The following is a 17,522-nucleotide window of genomic DNA, read 5'->3' as shown; positions in this document are numbered from 1 at the left end:
CGGCCCCCCTTATATTCCTCTTTTATACCCAGCGGAAAACCGCGATGGCATAGAAAAGGCAGACAACCAATGCCCCCCATTGGGGTGCACTGAGCAGCCCGAGCCAAGCCAGATTGATAAAGGCCGAGCCCAGAAGCGTGATGAACAAACGGTCACCGCGCGTCGTTTCCATCCCCAGTATACCGGCGCGCGGCACTTCGGGGAATTTGATTGCAAGGATCGTAAAGGTGATCAACGTCACCGCGATGATCCCAAAGAAAGCGGCGGTGGGCCAAGTCCAAGCCATCCAGTCCATAATGTGTCCTCCGGTCTTTCTTTATTAAACGCGGCCCAAGGCAAAGCCTTTGGCGATGTAGTTGCGCACGAAATAGATCACCAATGCGCCTGGCAAGATGGTCAGCACGCCTGCCGCGGCCAGCACACCCCAGTCGATGCCGGCGGCCCCGACGGTGCGGGTCATGGTGGCGGCAATCGGCTTGGCATCCACGCTGGTCAGCGTCCGGCTCAGCAGCAGCTCAACCCAGCTGAACATGAACAGGAAGAAGGCCGTGACCCCGATCCCCGACGCCACCAGCGGCGTGAAGATGCGGATGAAAAAGCGCGGGAAGCTGTAGCCGTCGATATAGGCCGTCTCGTCGATCTCTTTCGGGACGCCGCGCATGAACCCTTCTAGGATCCACACCGCCAGCGGCACGTTGAACAGACAATGCGCCAAGGCCACCGCGATATGCGTGTCAAACAGCCCGACGGAGCTATACAGCTGGAAGAACGGCAGCGCGAAAACCGCGGGCGGGGCCATCCGGTTGGTCAGCAGCCAGAAGAACAGGTGCTTGTCGCCCATGAAGCTGTAGCGCGAGAAGGCATAGGCCGCAGGCAGCGCCACCGCGAGCGAGATCACCATGTTCATCACCACATAGGCCATCGAATTCAGATAGCCCGTGTACCACGACGCGTCCGTGAGGATCGTCAGATAGTTGTCGAACGTCAGATCGGCTGGCCACAGGGTAAAGCTGTTCAGGATCTCGGTGTTGGTCTTGAGGCTCATGTTCAGCAGCCAGTAGATCGGCAGCAGCAGGAACAGCAGATAGAGCGCCATGACAATCGCATTGCCCTTGATCTTGGGCAGGGCAAACGCTCTTTTTTGTGCAAGATCAGACATCAGTGGCCATCCCTTTTATCAAGGTTCGTCATCACGGTGTAGAACACATAGGAGATCAGCAGGATCACCAGATAATACATGATCGAGAACGCCGCCGCAGGACCAAGGTCAAACTGCCCGAGGGCCATCTTGACCAGATCGATCGACAGGAAGGTGGTAGAGTTACCCGGCCCCCCGCCCGTCACGACGAACGGTTCGGTATAGATCATAAAGCTGTCCATAAAGCGCAGCAGGATTGCGATCATCAAGACGCCCATCATCTTGGGCAGCTCGATGTAGCGAAAGACTTTCCAGCGGCTCGCCTGGTCGATCTTGGCTGCTTGGTAATAGGCGTCGGGGATGGATTGCAGACCGGCATAGGCTAGCAGCGCCACCAGCGACGTCCAGTGCCAGACATCCATCACGATCACAGTGATCCATGCGGCATAGAAATCTTGAGTGTAGTTATAGTCGATGCCCAAGGCCGACAGCGTGTAGCCCAACAGGCCAATGTCCACGCGGCCGAAGATTTGCCAAATGGTACCGACCACGTTCCACGGGATCAGCAGCGGCAGCGACATCAGGACCAGACACAGCGAGGCCCAGAACCCTTTCTTGGGCATGTTCAGCGCGACAAAGATCCCCAGCGGGATTTCAATCGCCAGAATGATTACTGAGAATGTTACCTGGCGCCCCAAGGCATTCCACATCCGTTCGCTCGCCAGCATTTGTTTGAACCACTCGAGCTTGTCGTCAAGCGGATAGAAATCTCCGGCGAAAGCATCCTGCACGGAATAGTTCACCACGGTCATTAGCGGGATCACGGCAGAGAAAGCCACCAGCAGCAGCACGGGCAGCACAAGGAACCAGGCCTTTTGATTGACGGTCTTGTTCATGACGCGGTCCTTTCAGCGAGGGTCAGCGGGAAAGCGGCGGATTGGATCATCTCACGCCCCCTGCGGCGCAACGCGCCAGCTGTTGGCATAGACATTCACCCCGGCAGGGTCGAAAACAATGCGGTTCATATCCGGCGAAATCTCGGCACCCTCTTCGGCGATCACGTTGATTTCAGTGCCATTAAAGTCAGCACGCACGATCTTGTGACGGCCTACGTCCTCGATCCGTTTGATCGTGACGGGCAGCCCCGCCTCGCCCGTGGCAAGCCGTGTGAACTCAGGCCGCACGCCCAGTTCGACCTTACCGTCCAGCGGCGCAAACCCGTGGCCCAAGGCGATCTCGTGGCCGCCGATGACGGCCTTGTCACCGGTCACCGCCGCGTCGAGCACATTCATACCGGGCGAACCGATGAAATAGCCCACAAACGTGTGCTGCGGTGTCTCGAACAGCTCTTGTGGGGTGCCCATCTGGACCACGCGGCCATCGTACATGACGACAACTTTGTCAGCAAAGGTCAGCGCCTCTGTCTGGTCGTGGGTCACATAGATCATCGTGTGACCAAATTCATGGTGCAGTGATTTCAGCTGTGTGCGCAGTTCCCACTTCATATGGGGATCGATCACGGTCAGCGGTTCGTCAAACAGCAGCGCGTTCACGTCTTCGCGCACCATCCCCCGCCCGAGCGAGATTTTCTGTTTCGCATCCGCCGTCAGCCCGCGCGCCTTGCGGTTCAGCATGTCTTCCATGCCGATCATCCCCGCGATCTGCTGCACACGCTCGGCAACATAGGACGCATCCGCCCCCCGGTTGCGCAGGGGGAACGCCAGATTATCGCGCACAGTCATCGTGTCGTAGACCACTGGAAACTGGAAAACCTGCGCGATGTTGCGCTTGGTCGTCGGGTCGTTGGTCACGTCACGGTCGTTGAACAGGATGCGGCCCTGACTGGGATGCAGCAGGCCCGAGATGATGTTCAGCAACGTGGATTTACCGCAACCCGACGCGCCGAGCAGCGCGTAGGCTTCGCCGTCGACCCAGTCGTGGTTCAGTTCCTTCAGCGCGAAATCATCTTCGCTGGTGGGATTGGGCAAATAGGAATGCGCCAAGTTATCAAGGGTGATTTTTGCCATTGGTCCGGTCCTCCCTCAGGCCGCTGCCGCATAGGATGCGGGGGCCACGGATGTGCCGTCTTCGGCAAAGATATAAACATGTTTCGGGTCAAGATAGACGTTCAGCGGTGCCCCGATCTTGAGGTCTTTGACCCCGTGCACCAGACCGACCCAGTTTTCACCGTGGTGATCAAGGTGGATAAAGGTTTCGGAGCCCGTGATCTCGGTCACGTTCAGCTTGCCTGCAAATTCCAGCGCGTCGGCGGACTGCTTGGTCAGCTCAAGGTGGTTGGGCCGGAAGCCCGCGACATAGTTGCCATCGGCCACAGCCTTAAAGCTGCCGAATACCGCGACTTTCTTGCCGTCGCCGAAGGTTAGGGTGTCGCCTGCTTTGGTGATGTTCAAAAAGTTCATCGGCGGATCAGAGAAGACACGCGCCGTGGTGGCATCAACGGGCTGGCGGTAGACCACAGGGGTCAAACCAAACTGCGTGATGCGCCCTTCCCAAAGGGTTGCCGTGTTCCCGCCCAGCAAAAGTGCCTCTTCGGGTTCGGTTGTCGCATAGACAAAGATCGACCCGGCCTCTTCAAAGATCTTGGGGATCTCGGCACGCAGCTCTTCGCGCAGTTTATAGTCGAGGTTCGCCAGCGGTTCGTCCAGCAGCACCAGCCCTGCGTCCTTGACCAATGCCCGCGCCAAGGCACAGCGTTGTTGCTGGCCGCCCGACAGTTCCAGTGGCTTGCGGTCTAGCATGGGCGTCAACTGCATCAGATCGGCGGCCTTGCGCACGGCACTGTCGATCTCGGACTTAGATTTGCCCAACAACCGCATAGGGCTCGCGATGTTGTTATAGACGGTCATCGACGGATAGTTGATGAACTGCTGATACACCATCGCCACGCCGCGATCCTGAACGCGCATGCCGGTGACATCCTCGCCGTTCCAGATCACCTTGCCGGTGTTGGGCACATCCAGCCCCGCCATCAACCGCATCAGGGAAGTCTTGCCCGCAGATGTCGGCCCCAGCAGCACGTTCATGGTGCCGGACTGCAGCTCAAGATCTGTCGGATGAATATGCGTCTGGCCGTTTACGACCTTGGACACGCCTTGCAAAACGAGCGACATGTTCCTCTCCCCTTCACGCGCCAGTGGCGGCTGTAGTGTTGTCGGCGGGCGTGGCGGTGGTTTCCACCATCCATGCCTCCAACGTGTTCAATTCATCCGCGTCAAGCCGCAGGCCCAGTTTGGACCGGCGCCAGATGATGTCGTCAGCGGTGCGGGCAAATTCCTTGTCGATCAGCCACTTGGCCTCTCGCTCGGTCAGGGTCGCACCGAAATCACGCCCCAGATCTGCCGCGGTTTGCGCGTCGCCCAAGACATCAAATGCCTCGCGCCCATAGGCTTTGACCAGACGATCGGCCCAACGTTGGGTCAAAAAGCCGTAGCGGTCCTGCAACTCTTGTTTCAACGCCGCCACGCCGTCTACCGGAAAATCTCCGCCAGGCAAGGCGACACCCGCCGTCCAGGGTTTGGCGTCATTGGCGAAATAGGGCTGGATCTTCTCTAGCGCGCTTTCGGCCAAACGGCGGTAGGTGGTGATCTTGCCGCCAAAGACGTTCAACACCGGCGCACCGGCGGATGTGTCGACCTTCAGCACATAGTCCCGCGTCGCCGCTGTGGCAGAGCTCGCCCCGTCGTTATAAAGCGGGCGCACACCGGAATAGGTCCAGACGATGTCATCCGTGGTGATCTGCTTTTTCAGATACTTCGACGCGAACCGAACAAGATAGTCCTGCTCTTCAGGCGTGCAGACCGGCTTTTCGGACACGTGCTCGTGGTCGGCATCCGTGGTGCCGATCAGGGTGAAATCCGTCTCGTAGGGAATGGTGAAAATGATGCGCCCGTCTTCGCCTTGGAAGAAGTAGCATTTATCGTGGTCATAGAGCTTGGGGGTCACGATATGGCTGCCCCGCACCAGCCGCACCCCTTCCGACGAGTTGATGCGCACGGTGTTGCGGATCACGTTTTCCACCCAAGGGCCACCGGCGTTGACCAGCATCTTGGCGTGTACCACGCGTTGGCGGCCGCCGTCTTTTGGTTCCAGCGTGACCTGCCACATGCCATCGACCTGCTCGGCAGAGACAACCTTGGTCCGGGTGTTGATCCGCGCGCCGCGGGCTTGGGCATCGCGGGCGTTCAACACCACCAGACGGCTGTCTTCGATCCAGCAGTCGGAATATTCATAGGCCTTTTCGAACTTGTCGTGCAGCGGTGCGCCCTCGGGCGTGTTTGTCAGATCAACCGCGGTCGTCCCCTTGAGGATCTGCCGCCCGCCCAGATTGTCATACATGAACAGACCCAAGCGGATCAGCCACGCAGGGCGACGCCCCTTCATCCACGGCATAAAGACATTCAGCAGCTTGGACGTGGGTGTATCCCCCTCAAAGCGCATATCCTTATGATATGGCAGTACGAACCGCATCGGCCATGAGATATGCGGCATCGCTTTCAACAGGGTTTCGCGTTCGATCAACGCCTCGCGCACAAGGCGGACCTCCCAGTATTCCAGATAGCGCAGCCCGCCGTGAAACAGCTTGGTCGAAGCAGACGATGTCGCAGAGGCCAGATCGTTCATCTCGGCCAGCTCGACGCTAAACCCACGGCCCACGGCATCGCGCGCAATACCGCAGCCGTTAATGCCCCCGCCAATCACGAAAAGATCGACGCTGTGTTCTGTATCAAGCTGGCTCAATGAAGCCTCCCCGCATCATTATCGCGTCTCGCAGACAGGTTTGCGGGACGTCGTGACAAAAGACACCAAGCCCCTTCGTTTTTCAAGATCGAACGTTCGTTTCTTTTCGTTTTCACCTAGAGCCTTGATTTTAAGCGTCTTAATCTGCCCATAGACGCGCATTTTCGCGCAGTATGAACGATATACCACGATTCGCGGCCTTGACGTGCTTCGCTTAACGTAGATTGTACGCTTTGGACGGGTGTGCAGAAAACAACTGCATCCACGGCCCAAGACCGGGGGGATATATGTCAAATTTCAGACAGCGCGAGATTCTAGAGCTGGCACGCAAAGACGGCAAAGTCACCGTCGACGGGCTGGCAGAGGCGTATAATGTCACCGTGCAGACCATCCGCCGCGACCTGTCCGAGCTTGCTGAAAGTGGCAAGCTGGAACGGGTGCATGGCGGCGCGGTGATCCCGTCGGGGGTGGTGAACATTGTTTATGACGAACGCCGCCGCCTGAACGAAGAAGGCAAACGTGCCATCGCCGAACACTGTGCGCAGGCGATCCCGCATGGGGCGTCAGTGTTCATGAACATCGGCACCAGTACCGAGGCGGTCGCGCAGGAAATGCTGCGTCACGAAAACCTGCTGGTGGTGACGAACAACCTCAACATCGCCAATATCCTCGCCGCCAACCAAAGCTGCGAGATCATCCTGACGGGTGGTGTTTTGCGCCGTGCGGATGGCGGCATGGTGGGCGGGCTGACCGCCGAGATGGTCAAACAGTTCAAGTTCGATTTCTCGGTTCTGGGCTGTTCGGCCATCGATGCGGACGGCGATTTACTGGATTTCGATGGTCAAGAGGTGCTGGTTAGCCGTTCTGCCATCGGGCGGTCGCGCACGGTGATGGTCGTGGCCGATCACCTGAAGTTCCAGCGTAAGGCCCCGCTGACCATTTGTTCATTGCGTGATGTGAACACGCTCTTTACCGATCACCGGCTGCCCGACTCCTTAACGGCCGAATGTGTTGGCTGGGGCACCTCTGTTGTCACGGTCTGACCTTGGCCTAGCGATGAAAACCAGACCATGAAACACCGCGACCAGACCGGCTGGTTCTTTGTGGCTCCCGCCTGCATTCTGCTGGGCGTTGTCGGACTGATCCCGCTGGTCACCATCATCAACTATTCCTTTTTCGAGATTTTCACCCTGCAATCGCGGTTCTGGATCGGCACCGAATGGTTCCGTGATCTGATCACCGCACCGCGTTTCTGGGCGAGCTTTGGGCGCAGCGCGCTGTTTTCAACCTTCGTGCTGTGCATCCAGATTCCACTGGGGATCGCGCTGGCGCTTTGCATCCCGCGCGGGCGGTTCTGGGCGGGGGCCGCATTGGCAATGCTATCGCTGCCGCTGCTCGTACCGTGGAACATGATCCCTGCCCTCTGGCTGAGCCTGATGAATGGCGACACAGGCATTTTGGGGCAGTGGTTGGCGGGTTACGGCTGGCCCGCCGCGTGGAAAGACAGCGCCGTGCTGACATGGGTGGTGATCCTTGCGATGGACACGTGGCATTGGACCAGCCTCGTGGTCATCCTTGCCTATTCCGCGCTGACGACAATCCCCGATCCGCTGTATCAGGCCGCTGCCATCGACGGCGCGCGGCCCTGGCAGGTGTTCCGCCATATCCAATTGCCGCGTTTGCAGCACGTATTGCTCATGGCGGTGCTGTTGCGGTTCATGGACAGTTTCATGATCTACACAGAGGCCTTCCCGATCAACGCCGGCGGCCCAGCCGAGGCCAGCCTGTTCCTCGCCGTCGATCTGGGCGAGGAGATCAAGGCGTTCAACTACGGCCCCTCGGCCGCGCGATCGGTGCTGTATTTCCTGATCGTGCTGTGTGTGGCGTGGGTGTTCACCAAGGTTCAGGCCAAGCTTGATGATCCCAAACCGGGGGTGCCGTGATGATACCGCGTCGGGCATGGCCTGTAATCAAACTGGGGCTGTTGGGGGCGTTTATCCTCTTTACCATCCTGCCGCTGGTGCAGATGACGGTGCTGAGCTTTACCGCGACGCTCGCGCAGGACGGGCTGAGCTTGGGCGAGACGACGCTGCGCAACTATCGCGCGATCTGGGCCGATCCGAGCCTGCGCGCGGCCTTTGGCAATTCAGTCGCCTATGTGCTGATCAATATTGCCATCACCATCCCCGTCGCCCTGCCCGCCGCCTATGCCTTTGCGCGGCTGTCGTTTTTGGGGGACAAACACCTGTTCTTCAGCTTCATCGCCTTTCGCATCACCCCGCCGGTGGTGCTGACCCTGCCTATATTCCAGCTGTTTTCCGTGCTTGGCATCGTCAACTCGGTCACCGGCATCGCCTTGGCGCATTGTCTGTTCAACTTGCCGGTGTCGATCTGGATCTTGCAGGGCTTTATCGCCGCCGTGCCGCGAGAGATGGACGAGACGGCGTTCCTCGACGGCTATTCACGTCCCCGCTACATCTGGAAAATTCTGCTGCCGCAGATCGCGCCGGGCATCGCGGTCACGGCGTTCTTCTGCTTCATGTTCTCTTGGGTCGAGGTCGTTTTTGCCCGCATCCTGACCACCACGAATGGCAAACCAATCTCTATGGCGCTCAGCGCGATGTTCGGGTTTCACACGGATATCGGCATGGTCATGGCGTTCACGCTGACCTCGATGCTGCCGGGGGCGTTGCTGCTTTTTGCCATGCGCAACCACCTGTCGCGCGGGTTCAAGGTCGGGCGGGTCTAGAGGCCGCCCCACCCTTTAGATTACCCTCGCGCCGCTTGCCGCGAGGTGCGGCGCGTCACCAGCAGGCGGTTGATGAAGGCCAGGACAAAGATCGCCGTCAGGATCAGCACGATCGTCGGTGCCGGTGCACTATCAAGGAAAAAGCTGGCGTAGACACCCGCGAACATCGACGCGATGCAGACCAGCACAGATACGATCAGCATCGGGCCAAAGCTGCGCACCACCAGAAATGCAATCGCCCCCGGTGTGACCAGCAACGCCACCGCAAGGATCAGCCCCGTCGCCGTCAGCGTCGCCACGATGGTCAGCGACAACACCGCCAGCAACCCATAGTGCAAGACCCCCGTGTGCAGCCCGCTGGCCTGCGCCTGTGCGGGGTCAAAGGCGTGCAGCAGCAGGTCTTTCCACTTGAGCACTAGAAACGCCGTCACAAAGGCCGAGATCAGCCCCGCCGTCCAAAGATCTTGCACGCCGACGCCCAGCATATTGCCGAACAGCACGTGATCCAGATGCTGGTTCGTGGTGATCGAGGTGTACATGATGATGCCGATCCCGAACATGCCCGAAAAGACGACCCCCATCACGGTGTCCTGTTTGATCCGGCTGTTGTAGCTCAGGTATCCGGTCAGCATCGCGCAGGACATACCCGCGGCGAAGGCCCCTACAATCAGCGGCAGCCCCGTGATCCAGGCCAGCACGACCCCCGGCAGCACCGCATGGCTGACCGCATCGCCCATCAAGGCCCACCCTTTGAGCACAAGAAAGCATGACAGCAGCGCCGTGGGCGGGGCAACCAGCAGCACGATCCAAAAGGCGTTCTGCATGAAGGGAAACTGGAACGGAAACAGCAACGTGTCGATCATGGGGCCACCCCGTCTCGCAAAGATTTCAGGGCAGACTTTGCCTTGCGCCGCGCGGCCAGCACACCATGTTTCGGGGCGAAGACAAAGGCCAACAGGAAGATCGCGGTTTGCAGGGTGACGATCACCCCGCCCGTGGCACCGTCGAGGAAATAGCTGGCATAGGCCCCCAGAAAGCTGGTGATTGTGCCGATCAGCACCGACACGATGATCAGCCGTGGGAAACGGTCACACAGCAGATAGGCCGTCGCCCCCGGTGTCACGACCATCGCAATCACCAGAAAGGCGCCGACGGTCATCATCGCCGCTACCACCGCCGCCGATAACAGCATAAAGAACACCGCTTTTAGCAGCTCGGGCCGCAACCCGATGGAGCGTGCGTGGTTTTCGTCAAAGAAGGTAACCATCAGGTCTTTCCATTTCAGCAGCAGCACGGTCAGACAGACGACCCCGATGATCGCCAGCTGCACGATGTCTTGCGGGGCGATGGCAAGGATATTGCCCATAATGATGGTCTGGATGCTGACAGACATGGGCGACAGCGATACCATGAACAGGCCCAAGCCGAAAAACGCGGTAAAGATGATGCCGATGATCACGTCGATCTTCAGCCCCGACCGCCCCGACAGAAACAGCATCGCCCCCGCCGCCATGCCGCCCGCCAGAAATGCGCCAAGCGCAAACGGCAGCCCTAGCATATAGGCCCCCGCCACTCCGGGTACGACAGAATGGCTCAGCGCGTCACCGATCAGCGACCAGCCCTTGAGCATCAGATAACACGACAAAAAGGCGCAAACCGCGCCGACCATCGCCGACACCCACATGGCGTTGAACATATAGTCATAGCTGAACGGCTCTAGCAGCAGATCGATCATCTGTCGTCCTCAGTCGTATCGATGCGTTCGCCGTAATGCACGAAGGGGCGTTCGTCGTCGGTGATGATCCGCAGCTCGCGCCCGTCGTCGTCATCGTGCAGGTCTTGCCCCCCAAGGGTAAAGTGCCGCAGCACCCCGCCGAAAGCCGTTTCCAGATTGTCATGGGTAAAGACCGTTTCCGTCGTGCCATAGGCTAGCACCGTGCCCTTGACCAAGACGGTCCGGTCACAGAATTCCGGGACGGAGCCCAGATTATGCGTAGACACCAGCATCACCCGCCCTTCGTCGCGCAACTCGCGCAGCAGGTCGATGATCTGGTCCTCGGTCTTCACGTCTACGCCGGTAAAGGGTTCGTCCAGCAGGATCACCTGCCCGTTCTGCGCCAGGGCGCGCGCCAGAAACACACGTTTGCGCTGCCCACCGGATAACTCTCCGATCTGGCGGTGGCGGAAATCGGTCATGTTGACGCGGCGCAGGGCGTCCTCCACCGCCGCATGATCGGCGGCTTTGGGGCGGCGCAAGAACCCCATATGCCCATAGCGCCCCATCATCACCACGTCCTGCACCAGCACCGGAAAGGCCCAATCGACCTCTTCGGATTGCGGGACATAGGCCACAAGGTTTTCTCGCAACGCCTGTTTGACGGTCTTGCCCAGCAGGGTGATCTGCCCCCGCGCGGCGGGCACAAAGCCCATGATCGCCTTGAACAGCGTGGATTTCCCCGCCCCGTTCACCCCGACCAGCGCCGTGATCGTACCGCGCGGTATCTCGAAGCTGGCATCATAAAGCGCGGTGTGGCCGTTGCGATAGGTCACGGTCACATCGGTGGCCTTGATGCCGATCGCATCGGGCGCAAGCCCGGCATCTGGGGTCGTCGTGGGGGCGGGGTGCATACTGGTGTCCATTTACTTCAGGCCTGCATCCAGCCCGTCCGCGACAGTCTGCGAGGTGACGCGCAGCAAGTCCAGATAGCTTGGCACGGGCCCCTCGGCTGTGCTGAGGCTGTCGACATAAAGCACACCGCCATAGGCCGCGCCGGTTTCCCGCGCGACCTGCTTTGCAGGCGAGGTGTTCACCGTGCTTTCACAGAAAACGACCGGAATATCATTGTCGCGTACGGAATCGATGACCTTGCGCACCTGCTGCGGCGTGCCGGTCTGGTCGGCGTTCATGGGCCAGAGGTACAGCTCTTTCATCCCGAAATCCCGCGCAAGATAGCTAAAGGCCCCTTCGCAGGTCACCAACCAACGCTGGTCTTCGGGGATTTGCGCAATCCGGTCCCGCAGGGGCGTGATCGTGTCGCGAATCTCTTGTTTGTAGCTTTCAGCGTTGGCCGCATAGGTCGCGGCATTGTCGGGGTCATGCTGGACAAAGGCGGCGGCAATATTGTCGACATAGATCAACGCATTTTCCAAACCCATCCATGCGTGGGGGTTCGGTTTGCCCTCATACTCCCCCTCTCCGATCGAGATGGGGTCGACACCATCTGTCAGCGTGGCCGACGGGATATCGCCAAGGTTGGAGATGAACTGTTCAAACCACAGCTCTAGGTTCATGCCGTTCCACAAGATCAAATCAGCATCCACCGCCCCAACGATATCGCGCGGGGTGGGCTCATAGCCGTGAATTTCAGCACCGGGCTTGGTGATGGATACGACCTCTGCCACATCGCCCCCCACCTGCTGCGCCATGTCGGCCAGCACGGTAAAGGTGGTAACAACTTTGAAATCAGCCGCGACCGCGGGCATTCCCGCCATCGCAGCAACGCCAAGAACCGACGCCAGCACACTTTTTTTCATTCTGTTCCTCCAAGGACCAATGCATTCGCTAGATGTAAATGCGAATTAATCGCATATGTCAAACATGCAATTAAGAATAGGTCGCATAAACTTGCGGACAAGGGGAAACTCGCCTAAAAGAACCATAGACGACAAAGGATGCCGGCATTGACCCAGAGTATTGATTACAAGCAACTGCTGCGCGAAGCAGGCCTGCGGGTCACGCCACAGCGGACAACGATCGTATCGCTGCTGTCGGAGACTGACGATCATCCCAATGTCGAAGACCTGTATGAAAAGGCGCGTACGCTGGATGATACGGTGTCCGTCGCCACGGTCTATCGCACCATGTCAGTGCTTGAAAATGCAGGGCTGGTGCGTAAATTGGTACTCGAGGATGCCCCTGCACGCTACGAGATGATGCCCCAAACCGACCACGACCATCTGGTCGACATGGACAGCGGCGAACTGGTGGAAATTCCGGGGACAGAGATCGCAAGTCTGCTGGACCGCGTCGCCGCCGAAATGGGCTATGAGCTGGTCAGCCACCACACGGTGATCCGCGCGCGCAAGGTTTAGGTCTGCGTTTGATCCGCGAGGGATTTGACCATCGCAGCGGCACCGGCTGAAATCGTGCGCAAGATCACTTCGTCGGGGATGTCGCGGATCAGCCAGTCGCGCATGGGGCCAAAGGCCGACAAGAACACCATCAGGTTTGCAACAATATCAAGCCGTTGATCGTCGCTTTGCAGCCCCAATCGCGGCGCAAGCTGGTCGGCCAGGTCCTTCATCACCGCGAATTCACGGGCATGAAGGGCACGGCGATCCTCGGCCTTCATATGCGGCACACAACGATAGGCCAGCAGGGTGCCGTCCCGTTTCATCGCCCAACTTTCGCGAAAGTATTTCTCGAACGCGTCTTCCAGTGACAGGTCTTGATCCAGCAGGATGATCGGCAGGGTCGATACGTCTTCGCGAAACCACAACTGGTTCAGCAGCCGGCGCAGGATGTCATTTTTGTTGGCGATGTAATCATAGATGCTGGCCTGATTGACGCCCGACCGCGCACAGATGTCGCGGATCGTCGTCGCGGCAAAGCCCTTTTCCAGAAACAACGACAGCGCTGCTTCGCAAATCTGCTCGCGGCGGCTTTGGATCAGCGACTGGTTTTGCACATTGGTAATTTCCGCCTCTGCCAGCATTTGCGTGCGCAGTACAGACAGCCTGTCGCTGCGGATGGCCAAAGAGGATATGTCGTGCATGTAGCTGTCCTTTAATTCTCCTAAATCCTACCGGCTTTCGATATGCGAAACAACCGACAAGCGTGCGCGCCCGCTCCATGCAAAACCCCCGCCGGTACGGGGACCGACGGGGGCAGCGTTTTCATCAATCCTTAGGGGTGGTTTAGTCGTCCAGACCCAAGGCTACAAACCGTGGATCGCCCGCGCGGCGCACCAGCAGCAGCAGCGATTTGCGACCACCGTCTTTGGCCTCTGTGATGCGGTTTTCCAGATCGGTGATCGACAGGATCGGCTGCTGCCCTGCCTCGGTGATAATGTCACCAACGCGCAGGCCTTTTTCAAAGGCTTCCGACATCTCGTCGACCTCGGTCACGGCCAGACCTTCGACGGAATCATCGGCCCCGAGGTCGGTGCGCATGTCGTCGGTCAGCGGTGTGACAGTCAGGCCAAGCACAGATTTCACCGCAGGCGCTTCGGGCTGTGCCTCGTCCTCTGGTGCGGATACGGTTGGCCCTGTCCCCTCCGCATCTTCGCGGCGGCCAAGTTTCACCTTGATCGTCTGGGATTTGCCTTCGCGCAGAACGGTCACGCGAACCGATGCGCCAACGGTGCTGTTGCCCACCTGACGGACCAAACCACGGGTATCTTCGACTTCGACCCCCGCAAAGCTAAGGATGACGTCACCGGTCTTAAGGCCAGCATCCTTAGCGGGGCCATCTGGTACATCCGTGATCAACGCACCGGTTGCTTTGGCAAGCCCCATCGCGTCGGCCACGTCTTGTGTGACGTCCTGAATGCGGACGCCTAGCCAACCGCGGCGCGTTTCGCCAAATTCTTTCAACTGGTTGACCACACGGGTCACAACATTGGACGCCATCGAGAAACCGATACCGATGGACCCGCCATTGGGGGACAGGATCGCCGTGTTCACGCCAATCACCTCGCCGTCCATGTTGAACAGCGGCCCCCCCGAGTTGCCACGGTTAATTGCGGCGTCGGTCTGGATATAGTCATCATAGGTGCCGGACAAGGCACGGTTGCGCGCCGATACGATACCGGCCGACACAGAGAACCCCTGCCCCAACGGGTTCCCCATCGCCAGCACCCAATCGCCCACACGCGCGGCGTTGCTGTCGCCAAAGCTGACAAACGCCAAGGCGCTTGGGGCTTCGACCTTCAACAGCGCGATGTCGGTGTTGGGGTCGGTGCCGATCACTTCGGCCTTCAGTTCAAGGCCGGTGAAAAATTCGATGGTGATCTCGTCCGCGCCTTCGATCACGTGGTTGTTTGTCACGACAAAACCATCCTCGGAGATCACAAAACCCGAACCGAGCGCGGATGATTTACGCGGCGTCGGGGCTTCGTCACCATTGTTGCGGTCACGGAATTCCTTGAAGAAATCTTCGAAGGGGGATCCCTCGGGGACGATGCCGCGGGGGCCCGTGCGCCCTTCGACGGTGGTCGAGGTGGTGATATTCACAACTGACGGGCTGATCTTTTCAGCAAGCGGCGCAAGGCTTTCGGGCTTGGCCAGCGCCACCACGGTTTGCATCAGGACAAAGGCCAGCGCCAGCATACCCATCATTAACCATTTGATCTGGGGTGATATTGCGTCGGTACGCGACTGGGAAACGGCCTTTGGCTGCATTCGTCAACTCCGGTTATGTAAGGGGCACTAGACCCCGTTTTTGATGTCTAGGCAGAGTGCATCTGCAAACTCACTGCCGCAAGGTGAAAGATGGTCATCCTCACGCGCATGTCAACGCGTGCAGCGGTTTCTATCCGAAATTGCCGCTCCGCATACCCTCGGCAGCACATTCCGCGCCCCAGACGAAACAGGGGCCAGCATTGCTGCCAGCCCCTGTTTAAAAGTCAACTTGATTGGGATCAGTTGCCGGTTGTTGTGCCGATTCCGGTCCCAGTGCCCTGGGTCGTCGTGCCGGGGGTCGCCGTGCCCTGGGTCGTCGGGCCGGGGGTCGTCGTCGCGCTTGTGCTTCGGCTGCCTTCGCCTGAATTGAAGTAGTTAAAGAACTCGCCGTCAGGTGACATAACCATGGTAGAGTTTTCACCCTGCAACGCCGTCTCGTAGGCGCTAAGCGAGCGGTAGAATTCAAAGAACTCTACATCCTTGGAATAGGCCTGCGCAAAGATCTTGTTTCGCTCGGCATCTGCTTCACCTTCGGTGATGCGGGCATCACGACGGGCTTCCGACAGGATTTCGGTATAGGTACGATCCGCAAGGGCGGTGACACGCAAAGCCGCCTCGCGACCACGCGCCCGTTCGTCAGTTGCTTCGCGGTCCCGCTCGGCAATCATACGCTGCAAAGTCGCATCAAAGTTCTGCTCGGGCAGATTGGTCTGGCGCAGACGCACGTCGACGACTGTGAGACCCAATGCCTTCGCACGTTGATCGCTGCGTACTTGGATCTGGTCCATGAGGGCAGAGCGCTCGGGCGACAGGATCGTATCAGACGTCACACCCTGTGAACCAAGCACCGCACGGATCTGACCGTCGAGGATACCGTTCAGCTGGATTTCAGCCTGACGCCCACCATCAACACCCAAAGCTTGGCGAAACTGACGAATGTCGGAGATCCGGTAAAGAACAAACGCGTCCACCTCAAGCCGGCGGTCATCAGCTGGGGTCACCTCGATCATCGGGGTTTCCAGCGTCATGATGCGGTCTTCGTAACGCACAACTTCGTCAAGCAAGGGCAGCTTAAAGCCAAGGCCCGGCTCTTCGCGCACTTGTTTAATCTGGCCAAACCGCAGCACCAGCGCCTTTTCACGCTCGTCCACAATATAAACAGCTGACAGCAGGCCCACGAGCGCCACGGCGACGATGGGAACAATAAATTTTAGTTTGCTCATCAGTTTGACCCTCCAGCGTTGCCAGCATTGCGGCGCAACTCATTCAGCGACACATAAGGCACGATACCTTGTCCGCCGCCTTGTTCATTGTTCTCAAGGATAATCTTGTCGACATCCCCCAGAACCTTTTCCATCGTCTCAAGATGAAGCCGCTTGCGTGTTACTTCAGGCGCTGCGGTATATTCCTGCAAAACGGCTTCGAACCGGCTTGCTTCACCCACGGCGTCGTTGACAACGCGGGCACGGTAACCTTCTGCAGCTTCCAAAATCTGTGCCGATTCACCGCGTGCCTCGGCAGTGCGCCGGTTTGCATAGGCGTCCGCCTGACGTTCCACCCGATCGCGCTCCTGTGCGGCGGCCTGAACATCGCGGAAGGCATCAATCACGGTCTGCTGTGTCGTACGACCTTCGGCGTCCGTCATTGTTACCGTCTGGCTGGGCGGATCCACCTTGTTAAAGTTGACGCGGATGATGTTGATCCCGGTCTGACGGTTGTCCAGCGTCGTTTGAATCAACTCGCGCGCAGCGGCTTCAATGGCGGCACGGTCGCGGTTCAGGATCGGTGCCAATTCGGACTGGGCAATAATCTCGCGCATTGCGGACTCAGAAATCGCGCGCACGGCCGAATCCGGATCACGCAGCGAGAATTTGAAATCCTGCGCGCTTTTCACGTTCCAGACTACCTGAAAATCGATGTCGACGATGTTCTCGTCGGTCGTCAGCATCAGACCATCGTTGTCGTTCGAATTACGACCTGCACCGATGGTTTCGGCGCGGTTTGTGGTCACGTCAAATACTTCTGCTGTCACAAGCGGCCAAGGTGCAAAGTTCAAACCCTCGGTGCCTATACCCGAGAATTTACCCAAGAAAAGCTCGATCGACTGCTGCTCGGGGCGCACGGTATAAAAGCTAGCCATACCCCAGACGACGACAGCGGCCAGCACACCCAGACCGACTGTGCCACGGGTAAGTTTCGGGCCCGCACCGCCGCCGCTGCCGCCAGCTCCACCGGAATTCCGCGCGCCGCCTTTACCCCCCATGAGAACGCGCAGTTGTTCCTGCCCCTTCTTCATCAGATCATCGATTTCGGGGCGTTGGCCTTTATCACCGCCCGGTCCACGTCCGCCGCCACCGGTGGGTCGTTCACCGCCGGGCCGGTTCCGGTCACCGCCGTTGTTACCTCCGCCTGAGTTTCCACCGCCGCCCCAAGGACCGCCTGTATTTCCAGCCATTAATTCTTCCCTATTTATTG

Annotated in this window: 18 protein-coding genes; 4 read left to right on the top strand and 14 right to left on the bottom strand. The window is 58.9% G+C overall.

Annotated features, from left to right (window positions below; all coding sequences use genetic code 11):
- Positions 1-22 precede the first annotated feature (22 nt).
- The 6 genes from BLQ98_RS12825 to glpD are packed head-to-tail and all read right to left on the bottom strand — an operon-like array spanning position 23 to position 5,896.
- Complete coding sequence (locus BLQ98_RS12825; protein ID WP_005852584.1) at positions 23-295, bottom strand: DUF2160 domain-containing protein; 273 nt, start codon at positions 293-295, stop codon at positions 23-25.
- Positions 296-319: 24 nt separating this feature from the next.
- Entirely contained in the window at positions 320-1,159 is an 840-nt protein-coding gene (locus tag BLQ98_RS12820) for a carbohydrate ABC transporter permease (RefSeq protein ID WP_093733709.1), read from the bottom strand.
- A complete protein-coding gene (locus tag BLQ98_RS12815; protein ID WP_009826626.1) occupies positions 1,159-2,034 on the bottom strand; it encodes a carbohydrate ABC transporter permease in 876 nt (291 codons plus the stop codon). The genes BLQ98_RS12820 and BLQ98_RS12815 overlap by 1 nt, the downstream gene beginning before the upstream one ends.
- A gap of 51 nt (positions 2,035-2,085) precedes the next feature.
- Positions 2,086-3,165: an ABC transporter ATP-binding protein gene (locus BLQ98_RS12810; RefSeq protein ID WP_093733708.1), complete on the bottom strand. Its 1,080-nt coding sequence runs from the start codon at positions 3,163-3,165 to the stop codon at positions 2,086-2,088.
- 15 nt (positions 3,166-3,180) lie between these two features.
- The gene (locus tag BLQ98_RS12805; RefSeq protein ID WP_093733707.1) at positions 3,181-4,269 is read right to left on the bottom strand and encodes an ABC transporter ATP-binding protein; all 1,089 of its coding nucleotides are present in this window, start codon (positions 4,267-4,269) and stop codon (positions 3,181-3,183) included.
- A gap of 13 nt (positions 4,270-4,282) precedes the next feature.
- Complete coding sequence (glpD, locus tag BLQ98_RS12800; protein ID WP_093733706.1) at positions 4,283-5,896, bottom strand: glycerol-3-phosphate dehydrogenase; 1,614 nt, start codon at positions 5,894-5,896, stop codon at positions 4,283-4,285.
- A gap of 287 nt (positions 5,897-6,183) precedes the next feature.
- Between glpD and BLQ98_RS12795 the strand changes: the two genes are divergently transcribed.
- The 3 genes from BLQ98_RS12795 to BLQ98_RS12785 are packed head-to-tail and all read left to right on the top strand — an operon-like array spanning position 6,184 to position 8,645.
- Positions 6,184-6,939 carry a DeoR/GlpR family DNA-binding transcription regulator gene (locus BLQ98_RS12795; RefSeq protein WP_093733705.1) on the top strand — a complete coding sequence of 252 codons (756 nt, stop codon included), beginning with the start codon at positions 6,184-6,186 and terminating at the stop codon, positions 6,937-6,939.
- A 27-nt stretch (positions 6,940-6,966) separates the two neighbouring features.
- Positions 6,967-7,839: a carbohydrate ABC transporter permease gene (locus BLQ98_RS12790; RefSeq protein ID WP_093733704.1), complete on the top strand. Its 873-nt coding sequence runs from the start codon at positions 6,967-6,969 to the stop codon at positions 7,837-7,839.
- On the top strand, positions 7,839-8,645 hold the full coding sequence (locus BLQ98_RS12785; protein ID WP_093733703.1) for a carbohydrate ABC transporter permease: 807 nt from the start codon (positions 7,839-7,841) through the stop codon (positions 8,643-8,645). The genes BLQ98_RS12790 and BLQ98_RS12785 overlap by 1 nt, the downstream gene beginning before the upstream one ends.
- A gap of 20 nt (positions 8,646-8,665) precedes the next feature.
- Here BLQ98_RS12785 and BLQ98_RS12780 read toward each other — a convergent pair whose 3' ends face one another.
- From BLQ98_RS12780 to BLQ98_RS12765, 4 genes are read right to left on the bottom strand one after another with little or no spacing between them, the layout of a single operon-like run.
- A complete protein-coding gene (locus BLQ98_RS12780; RefSeq protein WP_093733702.1) occupies positions 8,666-9,508 on the bottom strand; it encodes a metal ABC transporter permease in 843 nt (280 codons plus the stop codon).
- On the bottom strand, positions 9,505-10,380 hold the full coding sequence (locus tag BLQ98_RS12775; protein ID WP_093733701.1) for a metal ABC transporter permease: 876 nt from the start codon (positions 10,378-10,380) through the stop codon (positions 9,505-9,507). The genes BLQ98_RS12780 and BLQ98_RS12775 overlap by 4 nt, the downstream gene beginning before the upstream one ends.
- Positions 10,377-11,273 (bottom strand): manganese/iron ABC transporter ATP-binding protein, encoded by an 897-nt coding sequence (locus BLQ98_RS12770; protein WP_093733760.1) that lies wholly within the window; start codon positions 11,271-11,273, stop codon positions 10,377-10,379. Before BLQ98_RS12770 ends, BLQ98_RS12775 begins: the two co-directional genes overlap by 4 nt.
- Positions 11,274-11,285: 12 nt before the next feature.
- Entirely contained in the window at positions 11,286-12,179 is an 894-nt protein-coding gene (locus BLQ98_RS12765) for a metal ABC transporter substrate-binding protein (RefSeq protein ID WP_093733700.1), read from the bottom strand.
- Positions 12,180-12,326: 147 nt separating this feature from the next.
- On the opposite strand from BLQ98_RS12765, the gene BLQ98_RS12760 reads away from it, so the two are divergent.
- Positions 12,327-12,737, top strand: a complete 411-nt coding sequence (locus BLQ98_RS12760) for a Fur family transcriptional regulator (RefSeq protein ID WP_093733759.1) — start codon at positions 12,327-12,329, stop codon at positions 12,735-12,737.
- On the opposite strand, the gene BLQ98_RS12755 is transcribed toward BLQ98_RS12760, so the two are convergent.
- From BLQ98_RS12755 to hflK, 4 genes are all read right to left on the bottom strand, one after another.
- On the bottom strand, positions 12,734-13,420 hold the full coding sequence (locus BLQ98_RS12755) for a TetR/AcrR family transcriptional regulator (RefSeq protein WP_093733699.1): 687 nt from the start codon (positions 13,418-13,420) through the stop codon (positions 12,734-12,736). The two genes, BLQ98_RS12760 and BLQ98_RS12755, sit on opposite strands and share 4 nt — an antisense overlap.
- Positions 13,421-13,562: 142 nt before the next feature.
- On the bottom strand, positions 13,563-15,047 hold the full coding sequence (locus tag BLQ98_RS12750; RefSeq protein WP_093733698.1) for a Do family serine endopeptidase: 1,485 nt from the start codon (positions 15,045-15,047) through the stop codon (positions 13,563-13,565).
- Positions 15,048-15,286: 239 nt separating this feature from the next.
- Positions 15,287-16,270: a protease modulator HflC gene (hflC, locus tag BLQ98_RS12745; RefSeq protein ID WP_093733697.1), complete on the bottom strand. Its 984-nt coding sequence runs from the start codon at positions 16,268-16,270 to the stop codon at positions 15,287-15,289.
- Positions 16,270-17,502 carry an FtsH protease activity modulator HflK gene (hflK, locus tag BLQ98_RS12740; RefSeq protein WP_093733696.1) on the bottom strand — a complete coding sequence of 411 codons (1,233 nt, stop codon included), beginning with the start codon at positions 17,500-17,502 and terminating at the stop codon, positions 16,270-16,272. The genes hflC and hflK overlap by 1 nt, the downstream gene beginning before the upstream one ends.
- Positions 17,503-17,522: the final 20 nt, after the last annotated feature.

This window comes from Sulfitobacter litoralis, assembly GCF_900103185.1.
GTDB classification, from domain to species: Bacteria; Pseudomonadota; Alphaproteobacteria; order Rhodobacterales; family Rhodobacteraceae; genus Sulfitobacter; species Sulfitobacter litoralis.
This window is presented reverse-complemented; position numbering and strand designations above follow the sequence as displayed.